General features: G+C 69.6%; 18 protein-coding genes. 3 read left to right on the forward strand and 15 right to left on the reverse strand.

Features of this window, described 5'->3' with window-relative positions; genetic code table 11:
• Positions 1–16 precede the first annotated feature (16 nt).
• The 3 genes from ACX9TP_RS05975 to ACX9TP_RS05985 all read right to left on the reverse strand — a co-directional run bounded on the left by ACX9TP_RS05975 (position 17) and on the right by ACX9TP_RS05985 (position 3,145).
• On the reverse strand, positions 17–631 hold the full coding sequence (locus tag ACX9TP_RS05975) for a hypothetical protein (protein WP_482978751.1): 615 nt from the start codon (positions 629–631) through the stop codon (positions 17–19).
• A gap of 74 nt (positions 632–705) precedes the next feature.
• Positions 706–1,221: a hypothetical protein gene (locus ACX9TP_RS05980; protein WP_482978752.1), complete on the reverse strand. Its 516-nt coding sequence runs from the start codon at positions 1,219–1,221 to the stop codon at positions 706–708.
• 394 nt (positions 1,222–1,615) lie between these two features.
• Entirely contained in the window at positions 1,616–3,145 is a 1,530-nt protein-coding gene (locus ACX9TP_RS05985; protein WP_482978753.1) for a TraB/GumN family protein, read from the reverse strand.
• 147 nt (positions 3,146–3,292) lie between these two features.
• Here ACX9TP_RS05985 and ACX9TP_RS05990 point away from each other — a divergent pair, with 147 nt between their 5' ends.
• Positions 3,293–4,612, forward strand: a complete 1,320-nt coding sequence (locus ACX9TP_RS05990; RefSeq protein WP_482978754.1) for an APC family permease — start codon at positions 3,293–3,295, stop codon at positions 4,610–4,612.
• On the opposite strand, the gene ACX9TP_RS05995 is transcribed toward ACX9TP_RS05990, so the two are convergent.
• The 5 genes from ACX9TP_RS05995 to ACX9TP_RS06015 all read right to left on the reverse strand — a co-directional run bounded on the left by ACX9TP_RS05995 (position 4,609) and on the right by ACX9TP_RS06015 (position 9,748).
• A complete protein-coding gene (locus tag ACX9TP_RS05995; protein ID WP_482978755.1) occupies positions 4,609–6,048 on the reverse strand; it encodes a glutamine synthetase family protein in 1,440 nt (479 codons plus the stop codon). The two genes, ACX9TP_RS05990 and ACX9TP_RS05995, sit on opposite strands and share 4 nt — an antisense overlap.
• A 258-nt stretch (positions 6,049–6,306) precedes the next feature.
• A complete protein-coding gene (locus ACX9TP_RS06000) occupies positions 6,307–7,101 on the reverse strand; it encodes a hypothetical protein (protein WP_482978756.1) in 795 nt (264 codons plus the stop codon).
• 10 nt (positions 7,102–7,111) lie between these two features.
• Complete coding sequence (locus tag ACX9TP_RS06005) at positions 7,112–7,714, reverse strand: imm11 family protein (RefSeq protein WP_482978757.1); 603 nt, start codon at positions 7,712–7,714, stop codon at positions 7,112–7,114.
• Positions 7,711–8,643: a hypothetical protein gene (locus tag ACX9TP_RS06010; RefSeq protein WP_482978758.1), complete on the reverse strand. Its 933-nt coding sequence runs from the start codon at positions 8,641–8,643 to the stop codon at positions 7,711–7,713. The genes ACX9TP_RS06005 and ACX9TP_RS06010 overlap by 4 nt, the downstream gene beginning before the upstream one ends.
• A gap of 13 nt (positions 8,644–8,656) precedes the next feature.
• On the reverse strand, positions 8,657–9,748 hold the full coding sequence (locus tag ACX9TP_RS06015) for a hypothetical protein (protein ID WP_482978759.1): 1,092 nt from the start codon (positions 9,746–9,748) through the stop codon (positions 8,657–8,659).
• A gap of 89 nt (positions 9,749–9,837) precedes the next feature.
• Here ACX9TP_RS06015 and ACX9TP_RS06020 point away from each other — a divergent pair, with 89 nt between their 5' ends.
• Together ACX9TP_RS06020 and ACX9TP_RS06025 are read left to right on the forward strand one after the other, a co-directional pair.
• On the forward strand, positions 9,838–10,644 hold the full coding sequence (locus ACX9TP_RS06020; RefSeq protein WP_482978760.1) for an alpha/beta hydrolase family protein: 807 nt from the start codon (positions 9,838–9,840) through the stop codon (positions 10,642–10,644).
• 81 nt (positions 10,645–10,725) lie between these two features.
• The gene (locus tag ACX9TP_RS06025; protein ID WP_482978761.1) at positions 10,726–12,087 is read left to right on the forward strand and encodes an NHL repeat-containing protein; all 1,362 of its coding nucleotides are present in this window, start codon (positions 10,726–10,728) and stop codon (positions 12,085–12,087) included.
• 9 nt (positions 12,088–12,096) lie between these two features.
• Here ACX9TP_RS06025 and ACX9TP_RS06030 read toward each other — a convergent pair whose 3' ends face one another.
• Genes ACX9TP_RS06030 through ACX9TP_RS06060 form a run of 7 tightly spaced genes read right to left on the reverse strand, consistent with a single transcriptional unit; the run spans position 12,097 to position 18,910 of the window.
• Complete coding sequence (locus ACX9TP_RS06030) at positions 12,097–12,834, reverse strand: SDR family oxidoreductase (protein ID WP_482978762.1); 738 nt, start codon at positions 12,832–12,834, stop codon at positions 12,097–12,099.
• On the reverse strand, positions 12,812–14,212 hold the full coding sequence (locus ACX9TP_RS06035) for an FAD-dependent oxidoreductase (protein ID WP_482978763.1): 1,401 nt from the start codon (positions 14,210–14,212) through the stop codon (positions 12,812–12,814). The genes ACX9TP_RS06030 and ACX9TP_RS06035 overlap by 23 nt, the downstream gene beginning before the upstream one ends.
• On the reverse strand, positions 14,199–15,479 hold the full coding sequence (kynU, locus tag ACX9TP_RS06040; protein WP_482978764.1) for a kynureninase: 1,281 nt from the start codon (positions 15,477–15,479) through the stop codon (positions 14,199–14,201). Before kynU ends, ACX9TP_RS06035 begins: the two co-directional genes overlap by 14 nt.
• A complete protein-coding gene (locus ACX9TP_RS06045) occupies positions 15,476–16,492 on the reverse strand; it encodes an amidohydrolase family protein (RefSeq protein ID WP_482978765.1) in 1,017 nt (338 codons plus the stop codon). The genes kynU and ACX9TP_RS06045 overlap by 4 nt, the downstream gene beginning before the upstream one ends.
• Positions 16,489–17,013 (reverse strand): 3-hydroxyanthranilate 3,4-dioxygenase, encoded by a 525-nt coding sequence (gene nbaC, locus ACX9TP_RS06050; protein ID WP_482978766.1) that lies wholly within the window; start codon positions 17,011–17,013, stop codon positions 16,489–16,491. The genes ACX9TP_RS06045 and nbaC overlap by 4 nt, the downstream gene beginning before the upstream one ends.
• Positions 17,014–17,445: a RidA family protein gene (locus ACX9TP_RS06055; RefSeq protein ID WP_206729888.1), complete on the reverse strand. Its 432-nt coding sequence runs from the start codon at positions 17,443–17,445 to the stop codon at positions 17,014–17,016.
• A gap of 22 nt (positions 17,446–17,467) precedes the next feature.
• Positions 17,468–18,910 (reverse strand): aldehyde dehydrogenase, encoded by a 1,443-nt coding sequence (locus tag ACX9TP_RS06060; RefSeq protein ID WP_482978767.1) that lies wholly within the window; start codon positions 18,908–18,910, stop codon positions 17,468–17,470.
• Positions 18,911–18,921: the final 11 nt, after the last annotated feature.

The following is an 18,921-nucleotide window of genomic DNA, read 5'->3' on the forward strand; positions in this document are numbered from 1 at the left end:
GGTGGGGTCGCGAAGCTCACGGGTGGGACTTCATCGGCAGGCGCTCACCCGGACGTGACAGGTAGACGCGAGACGCCAGCCGGGTGCCGTCACCCGCGGGCCGTAGCACCGCCTGCGCCCCCCGGATTCCGGCCGAGCGCTGGAGCGACATCAGCAGCTCCGCGCGGGCCTCCGGCGTGTCATGCTCCACCTCCAGCACGCACAGCTTCGTGCGGCAGTCCACCCGGGTCAGGTGCGAGCCGATGAGCTCGGGCGCGTGGAAGGCGCCGCTGAGCTTCTCCTCGGTGGTTCCCGCCCACGTCACGTCCCGGGCCTCCGTCTGGACGGCGGCCTCCAGCCGGGCGTCCAGCTCCATGAGCCGCTCCTTGCGGACCTCCTCCGCCGCGGCCCGCTCCTCCGCTTCGGACTTCTTGCCCTCCTCGGACGGCGGTGCTTCAGGCCCGGTGGCCTGCGCGGCCACCGGCGTGGGGGCCGACACGGACTCCACCTGCCGCGTCAGGCGCCCCTGGCCCTGACGCAGCGACTCCAGCTCCGCGCGCAAGGCACGCAGCTCACGCTCCAGCTCCGCGGGGGCCCGGGCCTCGGTGGCCACCGTGGGCGCGGTGGCCGCTTCCGGCGCACTCCCCCTCATGCTCCACGCTCCAGCGGCGGCCACCACGACGACGGCCGAACCCAGGACTCCCCAGCGGCTCTGGCGCATGGCGGTTACTCGTAGACGACGAAGCTGGCGAGGACGGAGGAGTACTTCACGCCGGCGGTGGTGGACTGCGCCGGCAGCTCGCAGCGCAGGCTCAGGTAGCCGTTCGAGGACGCGTTCACCGAGGGCAGGTTGAGGGTGAGCGTCCGGGGATTGGTGAGGTCCGCCGTGCCCGCCGGGGTGCAGGCCTCGTCGTAGGCGAGCGTGGAGCCATCGTTGTCGGCCACGTAGCCGGTGCAGCAGACATCCGCGCTGATGTGCGGGTCACTCACGGTGACGGAGACGGACATGTCCTCCGTGAAGTAGGGGGCGACGACGTTGCGCTGGATGGGGCAGACCACCTCGATGGCGCTGGCCGACTGGTTGAGGAGGCGGCCGCTGCGGAAGATGGTCGGCGCGCCGAAGCCCGACACGGAGGTGCACAGCGAGCCCGGGTAGCTCGCCGTACCGGCGGCGGCGGGCAGGGCGCTCAGCATCGCGAGGGCAACGACGGACTTCGACACGAAACCGTGGGTCTTCTTCATGGGACTGTTCCTTGGGCCGCGCGTCTCCCGTGCGAAGCCGCGTCATGCGGGCCGGGGATGCGTGCGTGCAGACCCCTAGAGCAACCGCGATGCCAGCCCCGGCCGGCGCCCCTTCCCAGGGAGCCCCGCGCACCTCCGGCAAGCCTTGCCGCGAACGCGGGCCCCGGGCCCGGCAAGGCTTGCCGGCCCTGGCAGCGGCTGCCGCCCTCCACCCTCCGCATGGCCCGCCTGACACGCGGAGTGCCTCGGCGTGTGAAAACCGATTGGATGACCCAGCGTGCAGGCCGCGAGACGCGGCCGGCCACTTCGCCGAGGTGCTCGTGCCCGTCTACGTCAGCCCGTAGCAGGCACGACCGCGGGGCGCCGGGAGGTCCGTCCGGCGCCCTGCGCGGCCCTACTCCCCGGGGCTCGCGGGAGCGCTGCTGACAGCGGCGGCGCCGGCCTGCAGCGCCGGGGGCGAGGCATTCAGTGCGCCCACGTAGAGCCGCCCGTTGAAGCCCTCCCGCTGGGACTCGGGGTAGAGCTGCACGCCGGGAGAGACGGTCGACGCCTGCCGCGCCTGCTTCGTCGGGCTGATGGCGAAGACGTTGCACTCCACGGCATCCCAGACGTTGTAGCGGCAGGAGAACTGCGAGCCGCGCGTGAAGCCCACGTCCAGCGCCTTCACCGACGGCAGCGCCTTCGCCAGCCGCATGCCGAGCGGCTCGTAGCCACTGTCCCAGCCCACGCTGGAGGTGCGCACGTGCGTGCCGCCGGCCAGCACCAGCATCCACGCGTCGGCGTTCTTCTTCCGGGCGTCCAGCAGGTTCTGCGCCATCTGCGCCTCGCGCTCGTTGCCCTTGCCCTTGTCGACGTCGAAGGCCACCAGGGACACGGTCTTGCCGGAGGCGCGCAGCCTGCGGGCCTGCTCCACGAGCCACAGCATGGCGCGGCTGCTGCGCCCGTCCTGGTGCGTGCGGCGCCAGAAGGAGCTGCCCCGCAGCAGCTCCTGCGCGTCGTGCGACGAGCCCGCGCTGGCCAGGTACGTGTCCAGCAGCGGCTGCTCGGCGACGGGCAGCGAGAGGGCCAGCGTCACCGGCATCCCCTGGGACGCGGCCTCACACAGCATGCGCAGCGCGGCGGAGGGCAGCTCGCGCGTGCCCAGCGGGTCGGCCAATAGCAGCGTCTGGCCCCGGGCCATCAGCGGCGCCGCGCCATCCACCGGCGCGCCGCACTCGGGCTGGGGCGCGGGCTCCGTCTCGGAGGCCTCCGCCCAGCCCTCGAGCACCACGGAGCGGGCGGGCACGGAGGTATTGCCTCCCACCAGCTCCAGCGAGGGCACCATCTCCAGCCGCTCCAGCAGCGTGTGCTCGATGCCCACGTCCCGGTTGCCGCGCACGAGCTGGAAGCCCTCGATGCCGGGCGCGTCCGGGAACGGGTTGGCGTTGTACTTGTGCATCGCCGACTGCGAGCCGGGCGACGACTTGACGACGCGGTTGGCGTCGAACGGGTGGTCGGGGTCATTGACGGCGCCGCGCGTTTCATCGCTCGGGCCCAGGGCCTGGTGCGGAATCTCCAGCACCCTGTTGGTCTCGTCGTAGCGGAGCCGGAAGACGCGCACGAGCGACTGCCGGGGGCCCACCCTCTCGCCCCGGATGTAGTAGCGCTCGAAGGTTCGCGAGCCCGCGATGTTCTTCCCGGGCTCCTGGGCGGAGGTGAACATCTCCATCCCGCCCTCCTTCTCCAGCACGTCGTAGCGCTGCTCCTCGAGGATGCGACGGGTCATCATCATCGCGTCCTCGATGGGGACCAGGTACACCGTCTCTTCCTTCGGCGTCTCGTACTCCCCCGTCTCGTCGTCGCGGACGGCCCCCAGCGGCCGGGTCAGGGTCGCACAGCCCGAGCACGCCAGTCCCACCCCCAGCAGCATCCCGTACAGACGCATCTCGTTCTCCTTGGCAGCCGGGCAGGCGTCGGACCGTGTCGAGCCAGTGCCCCCCTGACGGGGCAACGCTCGAAGGCTCCCGACATATCGGCCCGGCCCGTCCCTGGCGGGTTGGTGCCGGAGGCGGGCCTGTAGTGAACTCCGGGCGTGCCCGCTTCCGCAACCGCCCCCGCCCCGTCGCAAGAGCGTCCTGTTGGCCCGCTCCAATTGCTGGCGCTCGGCGTCAACGGCATCGTCGGGGTGGGCATCTTCTTCGCCCCCGCCGAGGTCGCCGCCCAGGCGCCCGGCGCGGCCGCCATCCTCGCCTTCGCCCTGACGGGGCTGGCACTGGTGCCGGTGGCCTTCGCCTTCGCGGTGCTGGGCCGCCGCTTCGACGCGGACGGCGGGCCGGTGCTCTTCGCGAGGACGGCCTTCGGCGAGCGGGCCTCCTTCCTCGTGGGCTGGGTGGCCTATGTCAGCGCCTTCTTGAGCACCGCCGCGGTGGTGGCCGGGCTGTCGCAGGCCCTGGCGCCCTCGCTGGGGCTTGCGGGGCCGGTGGGGCAGCGCGCCCTGTCGTCCGTGCTCGCCACGGTGCTCGCGGGCGTCGTGGCCTCGGGCATCCGCGTGTCGGCGCGGGCGTGGACGGGGCTCACGGTGCTGAAGCTGCTGCCCCTGGCCGCGCTGCTCGTCGCCTTCCTCGCGGTGGCGGGCGCGGCGGGCCCCGTGCCGGGAGTAGTCGCCGCGGGCGCCGGTGACACCGCGTGGCTGCGCGCGGGGCTGACGGTGATGTTCGCGTACCAGGGCTTCGAAATCGTCCCGGTGATTGCCGGGCAGGTGCGCTCGTCCTCGCGCAGCGTGCCGCTGGCCACGGTGGGCTCGCTGCTGGTGGCGGTGCTCCTCTACGTGGGGCTCGTCTGGGCGTGTGTCGCGGCGCTGCCGGCGCTGGCCACGTCACCGGCGCCGCTGGCCGCGTCGGCGGGCGTGTGGGGCGGGGCGGGGCTCGCGAGGTGGGTGGGGGCGGGCACCAGCATCTCCGCGCTCGGCATCTGCCTGGGGATGATGGTGACGACGCCGCGCTACCTGTCGGCGCTGGCGGCCGGCGAGCGCACGCTCTTCGGCCTGGACGGCATGTCCCCGGCGGGCGTGCCCGTGCGGGCGCTGGCCGTCACCTGGGCGCTGGTGCTGCTCTTCGTCAACCTGGGCGACCTGTCGGAGTTGTTCGCGCTCTCCAGCATCGCGGTGCTGATGCAGTACGGCGTCACCGCCGCCGCGCTGGCCACGCTGGCCTTCCGGCGCGAGCGCGGCCTTGCGCCGCTGCATGCCGTACTGGCCGTGCCCACGCTGGTGCTGGGGCTGACGCTGGTGGCGTACGGCGCCACCGCGCGAGAGGCCGCCACCACCGCGCTGACGGTGGTGGCGGGCCTGGTGCTGCTGCGGCTCGCGAGGCCCCGGGCAGGTGCCGGGGCGCCCGCGGCGCCGGGAGCCTAGAACTGGCTCCAGATGTACTGGTTGGTGACCTCGTGGTGGAACATGATTTCGGCTTCCTTCACGCGGGTGCCCAGCTGCTTGGGGCAGCGCTCGGCGGAGGCCGTCTTCAGCTCGGCGAACTTGCCCTGCACGTTCTCACCGAGAATGCTGGCGACGAACTGGCTGCCCTTGAAGAGGCGGACGGCGTCGAAGATGTTGTCCGGCAGGAAGCGGGTGCGGCTGCGCTTGGTCTCCGCGTCCTCCTGCGGCTGCGGGCCCTCCAGGCCGGTGCGCAGCAGCGTGTAGAGCACCAGGTACGGGTTGGCGTCCGGGGCCACCGAGCGGCACTCGACGCGCGCGCTGCGCTCGTTGCCGTAGGGGATGCGCACCATGGCGCCGCGGTTGTTGGCGCTGGCCTTGATCTGGTTGGGCGCCTCGAAGTGCGGGTCCAGCCGGCGGTACGCGTTGACGCTGGAGTTGAGCGTCAGGCAGATGTCGTTCGCGTTGTTGAGGAGCCGGTCAATGAACTCCCAGCCCATGGCGCTCAGGCCGTCCTGGCCGCCCTTGTCGTAGAAGAGGTTCTTGCCGCCCTTGGACAGCGACATGTTCATGTGCATGCCGTTGCCGTTGACGCCCGTCACCGGCTTCGGGAGGAAGCAGGCGGTGGTGTCCATCTGCGCGGCCACCTGGCGGCACAGGAGCTTGTAGAGCTGGATCTGGTCGGCGGAGACGAGCGCCTCGCTGTACGAGAAGTTCATCTCGAACTGGCTGGGGGCCACCTCGGGGTGGTCCTTCTCGTTCTGGAAGCCCATGGCGCGCTGGGCCTCGGCGGCCTTGTCGATGAAGGCGCGCAGCGGGTCGCCCGGCAGCGAGTGGTAGTAGCCGCCGGTGGAGATGAACTCGAACTTGCCCGTCTCGTGGTAGTGGCGCTCGGCGTCACGGCCCTTGAAGAGGAAGCCCTCCACCTCCGGCGCCGCGTGGAACACGGTGCCGTCCTTCTGGTACATGGCCTCGGTGACGCGCTTGAGCTGGCCGCGCAGGTCGGCGTGGTACGGCGTGCCGTCGCGCTCCAGCACCTCGCTGAACACCAGCACCTTGCCCGGCCCGAAGATGTCCGAGGGCAGCCAGTAGAAGGAGCCCCAGTCGATGTTCAGGCGCAGGTCGCTCTCGGCCTGCTGCGAGAAGCCGCGGATGGAGGAGCCGTCGAAGGTGAGGTTGTCGGCGCTCTTGAGGAGGAACTTCTTGTCGTAGTCGAGCATGTGCATCCGACCCTCGAGGTCGGTGAAGCACACGGTGACGGCCTTCAGCTTGCGCTCGTCGGTGAGGTACTTGATGCGCTCCTCGCGCACCTTGTCCGCCGACTCGTGCTTGAGGCGCTGCTCCTTCACGCGGAGGTTCTTCTCCTCCAGCTCGTCGTAGGGAATCTCCAGGAACGTCCGCAGGCCCTTCGTCTCCATGTCCGTGCCTCCCAAGGCCGGGTTCCACGCCGTATACGCGGCGCGCTAAATCCGTGGGCGCAGGTATTTACATTTGGGGCGCGGAAATCAAGCCTAAATTTCGCGACAGGAAGCCTTAAAAACTGGGTCCACAAAGCTTGTAGCTCGCTGGAGGACAGACCTACATGTCCGCGGGAGGTCCGGAGTGATGGGCGGTGGACAGAGGGTGGGCTTCACGGGCTGTACGCCTGGCAGGACAGCGTGCGAGTGGACAAGAGGTCAGGTGGCGAGAGGAACCACCCAGTCCCAGTCCTCCGGGTCGACGGGGTGCATGGGCAGTCTCGCGAGCCACGGACAGTAGAGGAACCGCTCTTCGTGGCAGGGCAGGCCCCTGCGTTCCGCCAGGCGCAGCAGTGCGAGACCGTCGAACCAGAGGTAGCGGTGCGCAGCGAACTCCCGGACGGGCGTCGTGAAGGTGCCGGCGAGCTCCTCGATGAGGATGCCCTGGGCCACCACGGCCGCTTCGAACGCGGTGATGAAGGCCGCGGCATCCCGGGCCTTAAGGGCGCGGACCACCTCGAGTCGCTCCGCATGGGTGCGCGCGCCGGAGTTTTCGAGCCGCTGGAGCTGCTCGTCGAGCCGGTGAGGGGCTCCTGTCTCCGCGAGGACGAGCTCCTGGAGCAGGACGGCCCAGTCGAAGTCATCCGGATACTCGTCCTCCTGACGCTCGTGGGGGGAGGCGCGAGAGAGCGCCCGCGCGAGCTCCCAGTGTCCCGCGGCCATGGCTCCCAGCAGTGGGGTGTTGTCGGTGGCGGGAGGAAGCGGCTGGCCGTGCGAGCGCAGATGGGTGAGCAGCCGGCGCCAGTTCTCCGCGGCGCGGCACAGGTTCAGGTGGAAGTCCTGGACCTGACCTTCGAGGAGCAGGGTGGCCACGGCCACCGTGTGCAGGTGGAGACAGGCTTGCTTCACCTGCGTGACGAGGCGGTCGGCGGGAGCTCGTGGGTCGAAACCGTCGAGCAGCTCCTCCAGGTCTCGTGCCGCGTCCTCGCGCAGCTCTTGGAAGTGGATGCGCATGACTCCTCCACTACATGTCGTTGCCGTCCCAGCCGTCCGCGGGGAACAGCCGCAGGCCGGTGATGCCTTCCTGGGTGAATGCGTCGACGACGGATTGATGGAGGAAGTAGCAGTCCATCATCGTCCTGGCCCGGAAGACCCGCGCGTCGGCGGGCACGGCGTGCGGCTGGAGGTAGAGCTTGTAGAGCCGGTCGATCCTGTCCGGGTTGTACCCATCCCGTTTGTAGTTCGACCGCTCCATGTCGATGATGTCTTCGCTCCGGAGCAGGTTGAGCACGAAGTGGTCCTTGCTGGCCACCGCACCCTTGTGGTCGAGGATGGTGACGGACAGGAACTCGCAGTCGTTCGGGCTGAAGGACTCCAGGATGCGCTTGATGCGGCCCGAGACGATGGGGATGCTCGACAGGCTCGTGACCGAGTCGAAGAGCTTCTTCTGGGACCGGAACCTCTTCGAGAACCGCACGCTCCCATCCTGGGGGAACTGGTCCCTCATCCGGTGGCCGCTGAAGAAGTGGTACTCCTCCGGGCTGCCCTCGGGGAGTCCCCAGATGACGGCTCCCGAGTTGCCCCCGGTGCTGAGCACCCACCACGCCTTCGCATCTGTTGTGTTCATCCCAGCTTCACCCGTTGCCACAGGGTCTTCCTCTTCGTCTCGACTTTCTTGAGCAGCCGGTCCTCATCCCGGACCCGATGGCTTGCGTTGAGCAGTGAGGCCACGACATCGCGGCCCAGGTCCCGAAGCTTGTTCCAGTAGTCGGTCTCTGCCTCGAAGAGCTTGTCCACCGCGACGTCGAGAAAGGCATCGTGCTTGCGACTCGGGTCTCGTCGTACAGCATCGAGTTCTTCCTTCACGGCGCGGTTGACCTTCTTCAGGTCCTTGAGGGCATAGCTATTGAAGTTCGGGTGGCCGCCCTGGTGCGGGATGACGCAGTGGTAGGCAATGTCATAGGTGCTCCTGGGCGTGAGCATCAGGTTGTGGCCGTTGTTCACGTCATAGCCGGAGTCATGGATGGCCTGGGCCACCTCTTCGGTGAAGGTGGGGTCGTCGCCTGCCCTGGTGCTGAAGACCTCGATGGGAACGAGGTGGTGGGGGCTCCAGCTGTAGGGCAGGTGGAAGGACGCGAAGCCCTTGAGTACCCCCTTGATGTCGATGGGCCTGTTCCGGTCGACGTTGAAGAAATTCTTGGAGCCGGGGAAGGCGCCGCCTTCCGGGAAGCGGACCTCGTTCTTCCAGCCAGCTTCATCCTGGAGGAGCCGCCACGGCCTTGCAGGAGCAGGAATGGAGGTGGCCTTGCCGCCCAGGAGCGGGCGCAGGTACTCCAGAGGATGGACGTTGTAGAGGTCCCTGCCACGGTGCAGGTGGACGTAGGCGGGGCCTCTGTATTGGCTGAAGCCGCTGCGCACCAGGCGCTTGCTGGGCACGCGGAGGTGCTTGCCAGACTTCTGTCTCTCTTCCCGAAGCTTCTTGAGCTGCGCCGGGTAGTCCTCCGTCTCGCTCTTGAGCTCCAGGAAGAGGTGCTTGGGGATTTTCCTGGGAGGCATGTCGCGTCTCCTTTCATCCCTGCCGTTCCATGAGCAGCGCCGCCCGCTCCCCACCTTCCGACGAGGACAGGACGATGCAGTGCCGCGTTGGTGCGTAGCCCCGCTCGAAGGCCCGGGCCGCCACGCACAAGCCAATGGCCCCTGACGCGCAGCCCGTCTCTCCGAAGCCAATGGCCGGAAACCAGGCAGCGGGCGTGTCCCAGGCCGGGCGCATCGCCTTCAGCCGGACTTGCAGCAAGCCCCACTCCGAGGCCCGACTCTCCTCGCCCGAGTGGTCGCTGATCAGCGTCGGTGCCGCGGCATCTGGCTCCATGTGGGGGAGGAGTTGCTCCACGCAGCTCGCGAGTGCCTGCCCGTCCCATTGCGTGGCGGCTTTTCCCGAGGCGAGGGCCAGTTGTCGGAGGATGACCTTCGGCCCAGACTTCTTCGAGGCACCCGGGATGGCCGGGGCCGGTCGCAGGAGAACCGCGACGCCCGCCTCTCCCGGGGTGAACCCCACTGGATGGTCCTGGGTCTTGAGTCGGCCCTCCATCAGCAGTCCCTCGCGCACCACCGGGTCCAGCAGGCTGTCGACGGCGACCACGAGGCACGACTCCTGGCGCCCCCGCCCCAGGTCCTTCATGGCTGCCTCCAGCGCTCGGGCGAACGCGGTATGGCCCCCGCTGAAGAAGCGCCAGTTCGCCTTCGGGTGGGTAAGCCCCAGGGTCTGGAGTGTCATGGCGAGGACACAGCGACCCATGGCGTCGGTGCGCTTCCTGGGAACACCCGCGACCTCTGGCTCGACGGGAAGCTCCAGGTCGACCGGGTCTGGAAGGGCCAGGTACACGCGGGTCTCCGGCTCCAGTGCCGGGGCACTCATGCCGCAGCGGAGGTCCACCAGGGTCTCGTGAAGGATGGCCACGAGTCGACCGATGCCGGAGAAGCCAAACGTCGACGATGGGATGGCGCACGCATCCAGCGGGTGTGCCTCATTGCTGTCCGCCGCGAAGTAGTCCGCATCGAGCGAGGCCCGTGCCAGGCGTATTCCCGCTCGGAACGCGGCACAGGCCGTGACAACAGGGCCCAGGCACGAGCTCATGCCCATGGCCATGACATGCGCATCCATCACGTGCTCCCCCCGAGCATGGCACCCTGGGGCCATGCTCAGGGAGGTATGTTAATTCAAGACCGGAGTGCTGGTGGGATGGTGGATGAATGAGCTCGATGTGGGTCCTCGACACGCCTCCGCCCGCCGTGGATGCGCGGATTCCCTATGGTTCGCTGGAGCACCAGTTCGGTGAGCTGCGGCTGCCCGTCGGCCCGGGGCCGCATCCGGTGGTGGTCGTCATCCACGGCGGCTTCTGGCGCGCGAAGTACGACCTGGAGCACGTCGGCCACCTGTGCGCGGAGCTGACGCGGCAGGGCTTCGCCACCTGGAGCCTGGAGTACCGCCGCGTGGGCCATGAAGGTGGCGGCTGGCCGGGGACGCTGGAGGACGTGGCGCTCGGCACGGACTTCCTGCGCACGCTGGCTCGCTCCCACCCCCTGGACCTCTCGCGCGTGGTGGCGATGGGGCACTCGGCGGGCGGGCACCTGGCCATGTGGATCGGCGCGCGTCACCGACTGCCCGCGGGCGGACCGCTCCACCATGCGGACCCGCTGCCCCTGCGCGGCGTGGTGTCCCTGGCGGGGGCCGTGAACCTGGAGCGCGTCTTCGAATTGCGGCTCAGCGAAGGCATCGTGGAAGAGTTCCTTGGCGGCTCGCCTGCCCGGGTGCCCGAGCGCTACCACCTGGCGTCACCCGCGGCGCTCCAGCCGTTCGGGCTGCCACAGGTGCTCGTGCATGGCACCGAGGACGACACCGTGCCCGTGTCCATGAGTGAGGCCTTCCACGCGCGCGGCCGTGAGTTGGGAGACCCCGTGCGACTCGTCGTGCTCCCCGGCGCCGGGCACTTCGAGGTCATCGACCCGCGCTCGCGCGAGTGGCCCCAGGTGGTGGAGGCCGTGCGCTCACTCCTCTAGTGCCGGCGCTCCCCTTGCCGTGCACCCACCGTGTCCCCACCTTCCACGCGGCGGGAAGGCCGGGCGGGAGTGGTGCGGGTCATGAGCAGGTGGTGGACGGGGGCGGTGGGGCTCGCGCTGGGCGTGTGCACGGCGCTGGGGTGTGGGGCAGTCGACGACTGGCGGGAGCTCGGGCAGGACGGAGCGCCCCCGGCAGACCCGGTGCCCGCGCCTGAGCCTGTGGCGCAGCAGGAACCCGAGCCGGAGCCTGCCAACGTCCCACCTCCGCCAGCGGGCCGCTGGCGCTCCGGAGACCCGCTGTGGTCGGTGCAGGTGTCGCTGCCTGGAGCGCAGGACGTGATGGGCCTGGCCTCGGATGGCGCGGGTGGCTTCATCCTGCTCGCGAGGACGCATGTCGTGAGCGACGCGGGCTACACCGGCGTCGGCAACCTGGTGCTCCGCCGCCATGACGCCGCGGGAGTGCAGCTCTGGTCCAAGGACCTCGTCGTCACGCCGGGCCCGAGCGGGACGAACCTTCCCCAGTCCTCCGCGCTCGCAATCTCACGCACGGGCGACATCTTCGTGGCCCTCGAGGTCTGGGGCGGTGGCTCGCTCCTGGTGGGGGACAACCCGCCTGTGGGGGACCGCTTCATCGCGAAGTTCTCGGCGGATGGCTCGGTGCGCTGGGCCCGGAACGGGGAGGCGTCTGCGCTGGCCGCGGACGGGGAGGGTGGCGTGGTGGCGGTGACGCAGCGGGGCGCCGTGAGCCGCTACGACGCCGAGGGCGCACCGCGGTGGACCTGGACGTCCTCGAAGGCCTCGCGCGTCTTCACCACGGTGGCGGTGGACTCCGAGGGCCACATCGTCGCGGCGGGGCACGAGCTCGTCGACATGTCCTACGGCGCGGGCTTCATCCTGGGCCTGTCCTCTTCCGGCGCGGAGCGCTGGTGGAGCACCACGCCTCCGGAGGCGGGATGGGCGGACTTCTCGGACCTGGCCATCCTGCCGGACGGCGGCCTGCTCCTCACCGGCACCGTCAAGCAGAGCTTCCTGTGGGGGAACTACCGGGTGAACCGGGCCTGCGCCACCGGCGCTCCCTGCACCCCCGCCACGACGCTCCTGGCCGCTGACGCCCGGGGCCAGCCGCTATGGGCCGAGGAGCTGGAGGGTTACTCCATCAACCCCCAGCTCGCGGTGGCCCCGGATGGTGATGCCCTGGTGTTCTGGGAGTCGTCGTGCAGCTCGCGGGTGATGCGGTTCTCCCCCGCGGGTGAGGTGCGCTGGCGCTTCGAGGACCTCAGCGGCCCGTGCACCCGGGATATGCTCCTCCCGCGCGACCTCGAGTTCCTGGAGGATGGCACCCTCGTCCGCACCGGCGTGTTCCGGGGCCCGCGCACCTTCAGCGGCGGCGCGAGCTTCATCGCGGACGAGGGCGACCTCTACCTCCAGCGGCTCAACCCCTGAGCCGCCGCTTCAGAACCCGCGCGCCGCCCCGCCATCCACCACGATGGACTGGCCGGTGATGTACGAGGCCTGCTCCGACGACAGGAACGCGGCCAGCGCGGCCAGCTCCTCCGGACGTCCCAGGCGCCGCGCGGGAATCTGCGGCGCCACCTTCTCGTCCGTGAGCCCCAATTGCGTCATCCGCTCCGTCGCGTGGAAGCCCGGCAGCACCGCGTTGAGGGTGACGCCGTGCTGCGCCACCTCGTTGCTCACCGTCTTCACCAGCCCCAGCAGGCCCGCGCGCAGGCCGTTGGAGATGGTCAGGTTCGGCATCGCCTCGCGCGCGGCCAGCGACGTCACCAGGACGATGCGGCCCCACTTGCGCTCCTTCATGCCCGGCAGCGCCGCCTGGATGCCGTCCACCGCCGCCATCCACAGGCTCTGGAACCCGAGCTGCCACTGCTCGCCCGTCAGCGACTCGAAGCCGCCCGCCGGAGGCCCCCCCGTGTTCACCACCAGCACGTCCACGCCGCCCAGCTTCGCGACGGTCTCCTCCACCAGCCGCTTCGCCGCCCCGGGCTGATTCAAGTCGCACGACACCGCCAGCGCCGCGCCCAGCTCCTTCGCGGCCTTCTCCAGCTTGTCCCCGCCGCGCGAGCAGATGGCCACCGTGGCGCCTTCCTTCACCAGCGCCTGGGCAATCGCGTAGCCGAGCCCCGCGGACGCGCCCATCACCAGCGCGCGCCTACCCTTGAGTCCGAAATCCATCCGCGTGCTCCTTCATGAAAGGCACCAGCCGGCCGCGGATGAGCTGCCCCGCGCGCTCCAGGTTCACATCCTCCGCCCGCGTCAGCCCCTCGGACAGCTCCGAGACGATGCCACCGGCAATCGCCCCCACCTCGTACGCCAGCCGGTATGGCACGCGGCTGAAGCTCACCAGCGTGTAGCGGCTGACGAACTCGCCGGGGAAGGCGTTGAGCAGCACCTTCTCCACCGCCTTCTCCAGCAGGAAGCGCGGGCTGCCGGTGCTGTCGCGCATCTCGATGAAGTTCTCCACCGCCATGTCCGCGATGGCGTCCGCGTTGGTCTTCCGCAGCCGCTCGAAGTCCGCGAACACGTCCTCCCACTGTCCGCGCTTGTCGAGCAGCCCGTCCAGGACGACGCAGTCCTCGAAGCCGCAGTTCATCCCCTGCCCGAAGAAGGGAACGATGGCGTGCGCCGCGTCGCCCAGCACCAGCGTCCGCCCGCCCACGCGCCACGGCGCGCACTTCACCGTCACCATGCTGCCCGTGGGCCGCGAGAAGAACGCCTCCACCAGGTCCGGAATCAGCCTCTTCGCGTCCGGGAACTGCTCCTCGAAGAACGCCTCCAGCCGCGCCGGCGTGTCCAGCGTCTCGAAGCTCACCGCGCCGCCCTTCCACGGCAGGAACAGCGTGCACGTGAAGCTGCCGTCCTCGTTGGGCAGGGCAATCAGCATGTACGTGCCGCGCGGCCAGATGTGCAGCGCGTGTTTCTCCATCTGGAACGCGCCGCCCGGGCCCGCCGGAATCGTGAGCTCCTTGTACCCGTGGCCGAGCTGCTCGTTCGACACCTGGAAGCCCGGCACCCGGTCCATCTCCTGCCGCACCGCCGAGCCCGAGCCGTCCGTGCCGAACAGCACGCGGCCCTCCTCGCGGCGCGTCTCGCCGGTGGTGTCGTCGTGCACCGTGAGCGCGCCCGTCTCGAAGTCCGCGTGGGTGACGCGCTGCTTGAAGCGGATGCGGACGCGGCCGGTGCCTTCCGCCTCCGTCATCAGGAACTTGTTCAGCCACGCGCGCGACAGCGAGTTGATGTGCTGCGAGTCGTCCTTGCCGTAGGGCTGGTACGTCAGCTCGCCCTTCGCGGAATGAATCATCCTTCCGCGCATGGGGATGGCGTGCTTCAGCGCCTCTGCCTCCAGCCCCACCTGCCGCAGCGCGTGCAGCCCGCGCGTGGAGATGGCGAGGTTGATGGAGCGGCCCGCGTCGATGACCTCGCGGCGCATGTCCGGGCGGCGCTCCAGCACCTCCACGGTGTAGCCCCGGCGGGCGAGGTACATGGCGAGCAGCGAGCCGACGAGGCCCGCGCCCACCACGGTGACGGCTTCCTTCCGGTCAGTCTCGGGCATGGCCTTCGAGCGTCCTCACGAAGCGGTACACGTCGGTGTAGTTGCAGTACAGCGGCGCGGGCGCCGCGCGGATGATGTCCGGCTTGCGGAAGTCGCAGACGATGCCCGCGTCCGCCAGCCGCTTCAGCATGCCCTGGGCCTCGCCCTTGAACCGCAGCGACAGCTGCGCCCCACGCTGCTTCGCGTCTCGCGGCGTGGTGATGCGCACGAAGCCCGGGGGCAGCTTGTCCAGGAGGAACTCCAGGTAGCCGGTGAGCCGCTCGCTCTTGGCGCGCAGCGCCTCCATGCCCGCCTTGTCGAACAGCTCCAGCGACGCGCGCAGCGCCGCGAGCTGGAAGATGGGCGGGTTGGACAGCTGCCACCCCTCCGCGCCCGGCAGCGGGTCGAACGTCGGGCCCATCTGGAAGCGCGTCGTCTTGTCGTGCCCCCACCAGCCCTCGAAGCGGGGGAGGTTCTTCTCGCGCGCGTGCCGCTCGTGGACGAAGACGCCGCCCAGGCTGCCCGGCCCGCCGTTGAGGTACTTGTACGAGCACCACACCGCGAAGTCCGGCCCGTCGTCGTGCAGGGACACCTTCAGGTTGCCCGCGCCGTGCGCCAGGTCGAAGCCCACGAAGCAGCCCTTCGCGTGCGCCGCCTTCGTAATCGCCGCGATGTCGAACGCCTGCCCGGTGAGGTAGTTCACCGTGCCCAGCAGCACCAGCGACACCTCGTGCCCGTGCTTTTCAATCGTCGCGAGGATGTCCTCGGTGCGCAGCGTCTCCTCGCCCGCGCGCGGCTTCAGCTCCAGCACCGCCTCGCGCGCGTCGTACCCGTGGAAGCGCACCTGCGAGGCCACCGCGTACTGGTCCGACGGGAAGGCGCCGCCCTCCACGAGGATTTTGAAGCGCTCCTTCGTGGGCCGGTAGAAGGACACCATCATCAGGTGGAGGTTCACCGTGAGGGTGTTCATCACCACGACTTCCAGCGGCTTCGCGCCCACCAGCCGCGCGGCCATGTCGGTGACGAGCTCGTGGTAGTGCAGCCACGGATGGCGCCCCTCGTGGTGGCCCTCGACGCCCAGGCGGGCCCAGTCCTCCAGCTCCTCCTGGATGTAGCGCGCGGCGTTGCGCGGCTGGAGCCCCAGCGAGTTGCCCGCCAGGTAGACGACGGGCTTGCCGTCCGGGCCCTTGGGGAAGAGGAACTCGTCGCGGAAGGTGCGCAGCGGGTCTTCGCCGTCCAGCTTGCGCGCGAAGGCCTCGGTGTCCTCGAAGGAGTACGGCGTCGTCATGGTGCGAAGTCCTCGCGCGAGCGTCCGAGCCACTCCAGGGCATTGCGCCAGAGCAGCCGCTCGCGCGCGGCCGGCTCCAGCTCCCCCAGGGACTCGATGAGCGTGCCCGGGCGGTCCTCGCCCAGGGGGAAGGGGTAGTCACTGCCGAGCGCGACCTTGTCCTGGCCGAACAGCCGGACGATGAAGCGCAGCGCCTCCACGTCGTGGACCAGCGAGTCCACCCAGAAGCGGCCCACGTAGTCCTTGGGCGCCACCTTGTTGTCCACCGCGACGAGGTCCGGCCGCGCCTCGAAGCCGTGCTGAATCCGGCCCAGCGTCATCGGGAACGAGCCGCCGCCGTGCGCGAAGGCGAAGCGCAGCTTGGGCAGCCGCTCCATCACACCGCCGAAGATGACGGAGCAGATGGCGAGCGAGACTTCCGCCGGCATGCCCACCAGCCACGGCAGCCAGTACTTCTGCATCTTCGCCTCGCCCATCATGTCCCACGGGTGGACGAAGAGGGCGGCGCCCAGCTCGCTCGCGGCCTCGAAGAAGGGGAACAGCGCCGGGTCGCTCAGGTTCCAGTCGTTGACGTGGCTGCCAATCTGCACGCCCGAAAAGCCCAGCTCCTTCACGCACCGCTCCAGCTCGCGCACCGCCAGGTCCGGCGACTGGAGCGGCACCGTGCCCAGCCCCACGAAGCGCTTGGGGTGCTCGCGGACGACGCCGGCGAGGTGGTCGTTGAGGAAGCGCGCCATGTCCGCGCCGTGCTCGGGCTTCGTCCAGTAGCTGAACATCACCGGCACGGTGGACAGCACCTGCACGTGGACGCCGTGGGCGTCGCACTCCTCCATCCGCTTCACCGGGTCCCAGCAGTTGCTCTCGATTTCACGGAAGAACTTCCCGTCGTCCCGGAGCATGCGCGCGCGGCACGGCGCGTGGTGGTCCAGGGTGATGAAGCCGCCGTAGCCGTAGCGCTCGGCGAAGCGGGGGAGCTTCTCCGGCAACAGGTGCGTGTGGATGTCGATCTTCAACGCGCCGGGCTCCCCTTGGTGACCTTCGTCCCGCACTTCTTGCACGTGCAGTTGTCGGGGTTCCCGTAGAAGTGCTCGAAGATGGGCGGCAGTTGCGTCACGAGGTTGGTGACGTGCACGAACTCCTCGTAGAGCTTCTCGCCGCACTTCGGGCACAGCCACATGAAGCCGTCCATCTCCTTCGGCTGGCGGCGGCGCTCCAGCACCAGCCCCACCGTGCCCGCGGGACGCTGCGGCGAGTGCGGCACGTTGGGCGGCAGCAGGAAGATTTCCCCCTCCATGATGGGGATGTCCTGCACCTGGCCCTCGTCGATGACGCGCAGGGTGATGTTCCCCTCGAGCTGGTAGAAGAACTCCTCGCCCTCGTTGATGTGGAAGTCCGTGCGCGCGTTGGGGCCACCGACGACGGTGACCATGAACTCGCGGTCGGCCCAGACCTGCTGGTTGCCGACGGGCGGCTTGAGCAGGTGGCGGTGCTCATCAATCCACTTCTTGAAGTTGATGGGAGTCAGGCGGCCCATTCATTCATCTCCGATGGTGGCGATGCACTTGAGCTCGATGGCAATCGGCGTAGGCAGACAGTTGATTTCGAGCGTCGTCCGGCACGGCGGGTTGTCCTTGAAGTACTCCGCCCACAGCCGGTTGTACGTGGGGAAGTCCTTCTTCATGTTCGTCAGGTACACCGTCACGTCCACCAGCTTGTCCCAGGACGAGCCCGCGTCCTCCAGGATGTAGCGGACGTTGCGGAACACCGAGTGGCACTGCGCCTCGATGTCGTACGAGGAGATGTTGCCCTCGGCGTCCAGCGTCACGCCGGGAATCCGCTTGGTGCCGCGCTCGCGCGGGCCCACGCCGGACAGGAAGAGGAGGTTTCCCACGCGCCGCGCGTGGGGATACAGGCCCACCGGCTCCGGGGCCTTCTGGGAATCGACTCGCTCGCTGCTGCTCACGATGCGCTCCTGACGGGTTTGCGGCTCACAGCTTGATGCAGACGTTTTTCGGCTCGGTGAAGAAGCGCAGCGCGTCCCAGCCGCCCTCGCGCCCCACGCCCGAGTCCTTCACCCCACCGAACGGCGTGCGCAAATCGCGCAGCATCCAGGTGTTCACCCAGACGATGCCGCTGTGCAGCCGCGAGGCGAAGCGGTGCGCGCGCTGCAAGTCACGCGTCCACACGCTGGCGGCCAGGCCGTACTTCGTGGAGTTGGCCCAGGCGAGGACCTCGTCCTCCTGGTCGAAGGGGATGAGCGTGGCCACCGGCCCGAAGATTTCCTCCTGGTTGGTGCGGCACGCGGCGTCCAGGCCCTCGATGAGGGTGGGCTCCACGAACCAGCCATTGCGGCACCGGCCCGGGACGCTGGCGCGCTGGCCGCCGGTGAGGACGCGGCCGCCCTCCTGCTTCGCGAGGTCCACGTAGCCCAGCACCTTGTCGAAGTGCTGCTGCGACACCAGCGCGCCCTGGTCCGTGCCGGCCTCCAGCGGGTCACCCACCTTGAGCGCGCGGGTGCGGGCGACGAGCGCCTCCTTGAAGCGCTCGTAGATGGGGCGCTGCACGAAGATGCGCGGGCCGCAGAGACAGATTTGGCCCTGGTTGGCGAAGGACGAGCGCACCGTGGTGGCGAGCGCCTCGTCGAAGTCGCAGTCCGCGAAGATGACGTTGGGATTCTTCCCGCCCATCTCCAGCGACAGCTTCTTGAAGGCGGGGGCGGCCACGCGGGCAATCTCCGCGCCGGTGCGCGTGCTGCCGGTGAAGGAGATGGCGCTGATGTCCGGGTGGCGGCTCATCGCCGCGCCCACCTTGGGGCCCAGGCCGTGGACCATGTTGAGCACGCCGGGCGGCAGGCCCGCCTCGCGGCACACCTGGGAGAGCAGGTACGCCGTCATCGGCGTGACTTCGGACGGCTTGGCGACGACGCAGTTCCCGATGGCGAGCGCCGGGGCAATCTTCCACGTGAGGAGGTACAGCGGCAGGTTCCACGGGGAGATGCAGCCCACCACGCCCAGCGGCGCGCGCAGGGTGTAGTTGAGGGCGACGTTGTCCGTCTGGTGCGCCTCGCTGGAGAACTGCGTGACGGCGTCCGCGAAGAACTCGAAGTTGAGGATGCTGCGCGGGATGTCGACGGTGGAGGCGACGGACAAGGGCTTGCCCGTGTCGATGGACTCCGCGCGGGCGAACGCGTCCATGCGGCCGCGAATCGCGTCCGCGATGCGGCGGAGCATGCGGGAGCGCTCGGTGGCCGGGGTGGCGGACCAGGCGGGGAAGGCGCGCGAGGCGGCCTCCACGGCACGCTGCACGTCCGGCTCGTCCGAGTCGGGTACCTTCGCGTACGTCTCCGCCGTGGCCGGCTCGGGCTTGTCCAGCCACGTGCCGCTGCTGGCGGGCAGCAATTCACCGCCGATGTAGTTGAGTACCTTCTCCATGGCCGGGCCCT

The organism is Pyxidicoccus sp. M15 (genome assembly GCF_056858435.1).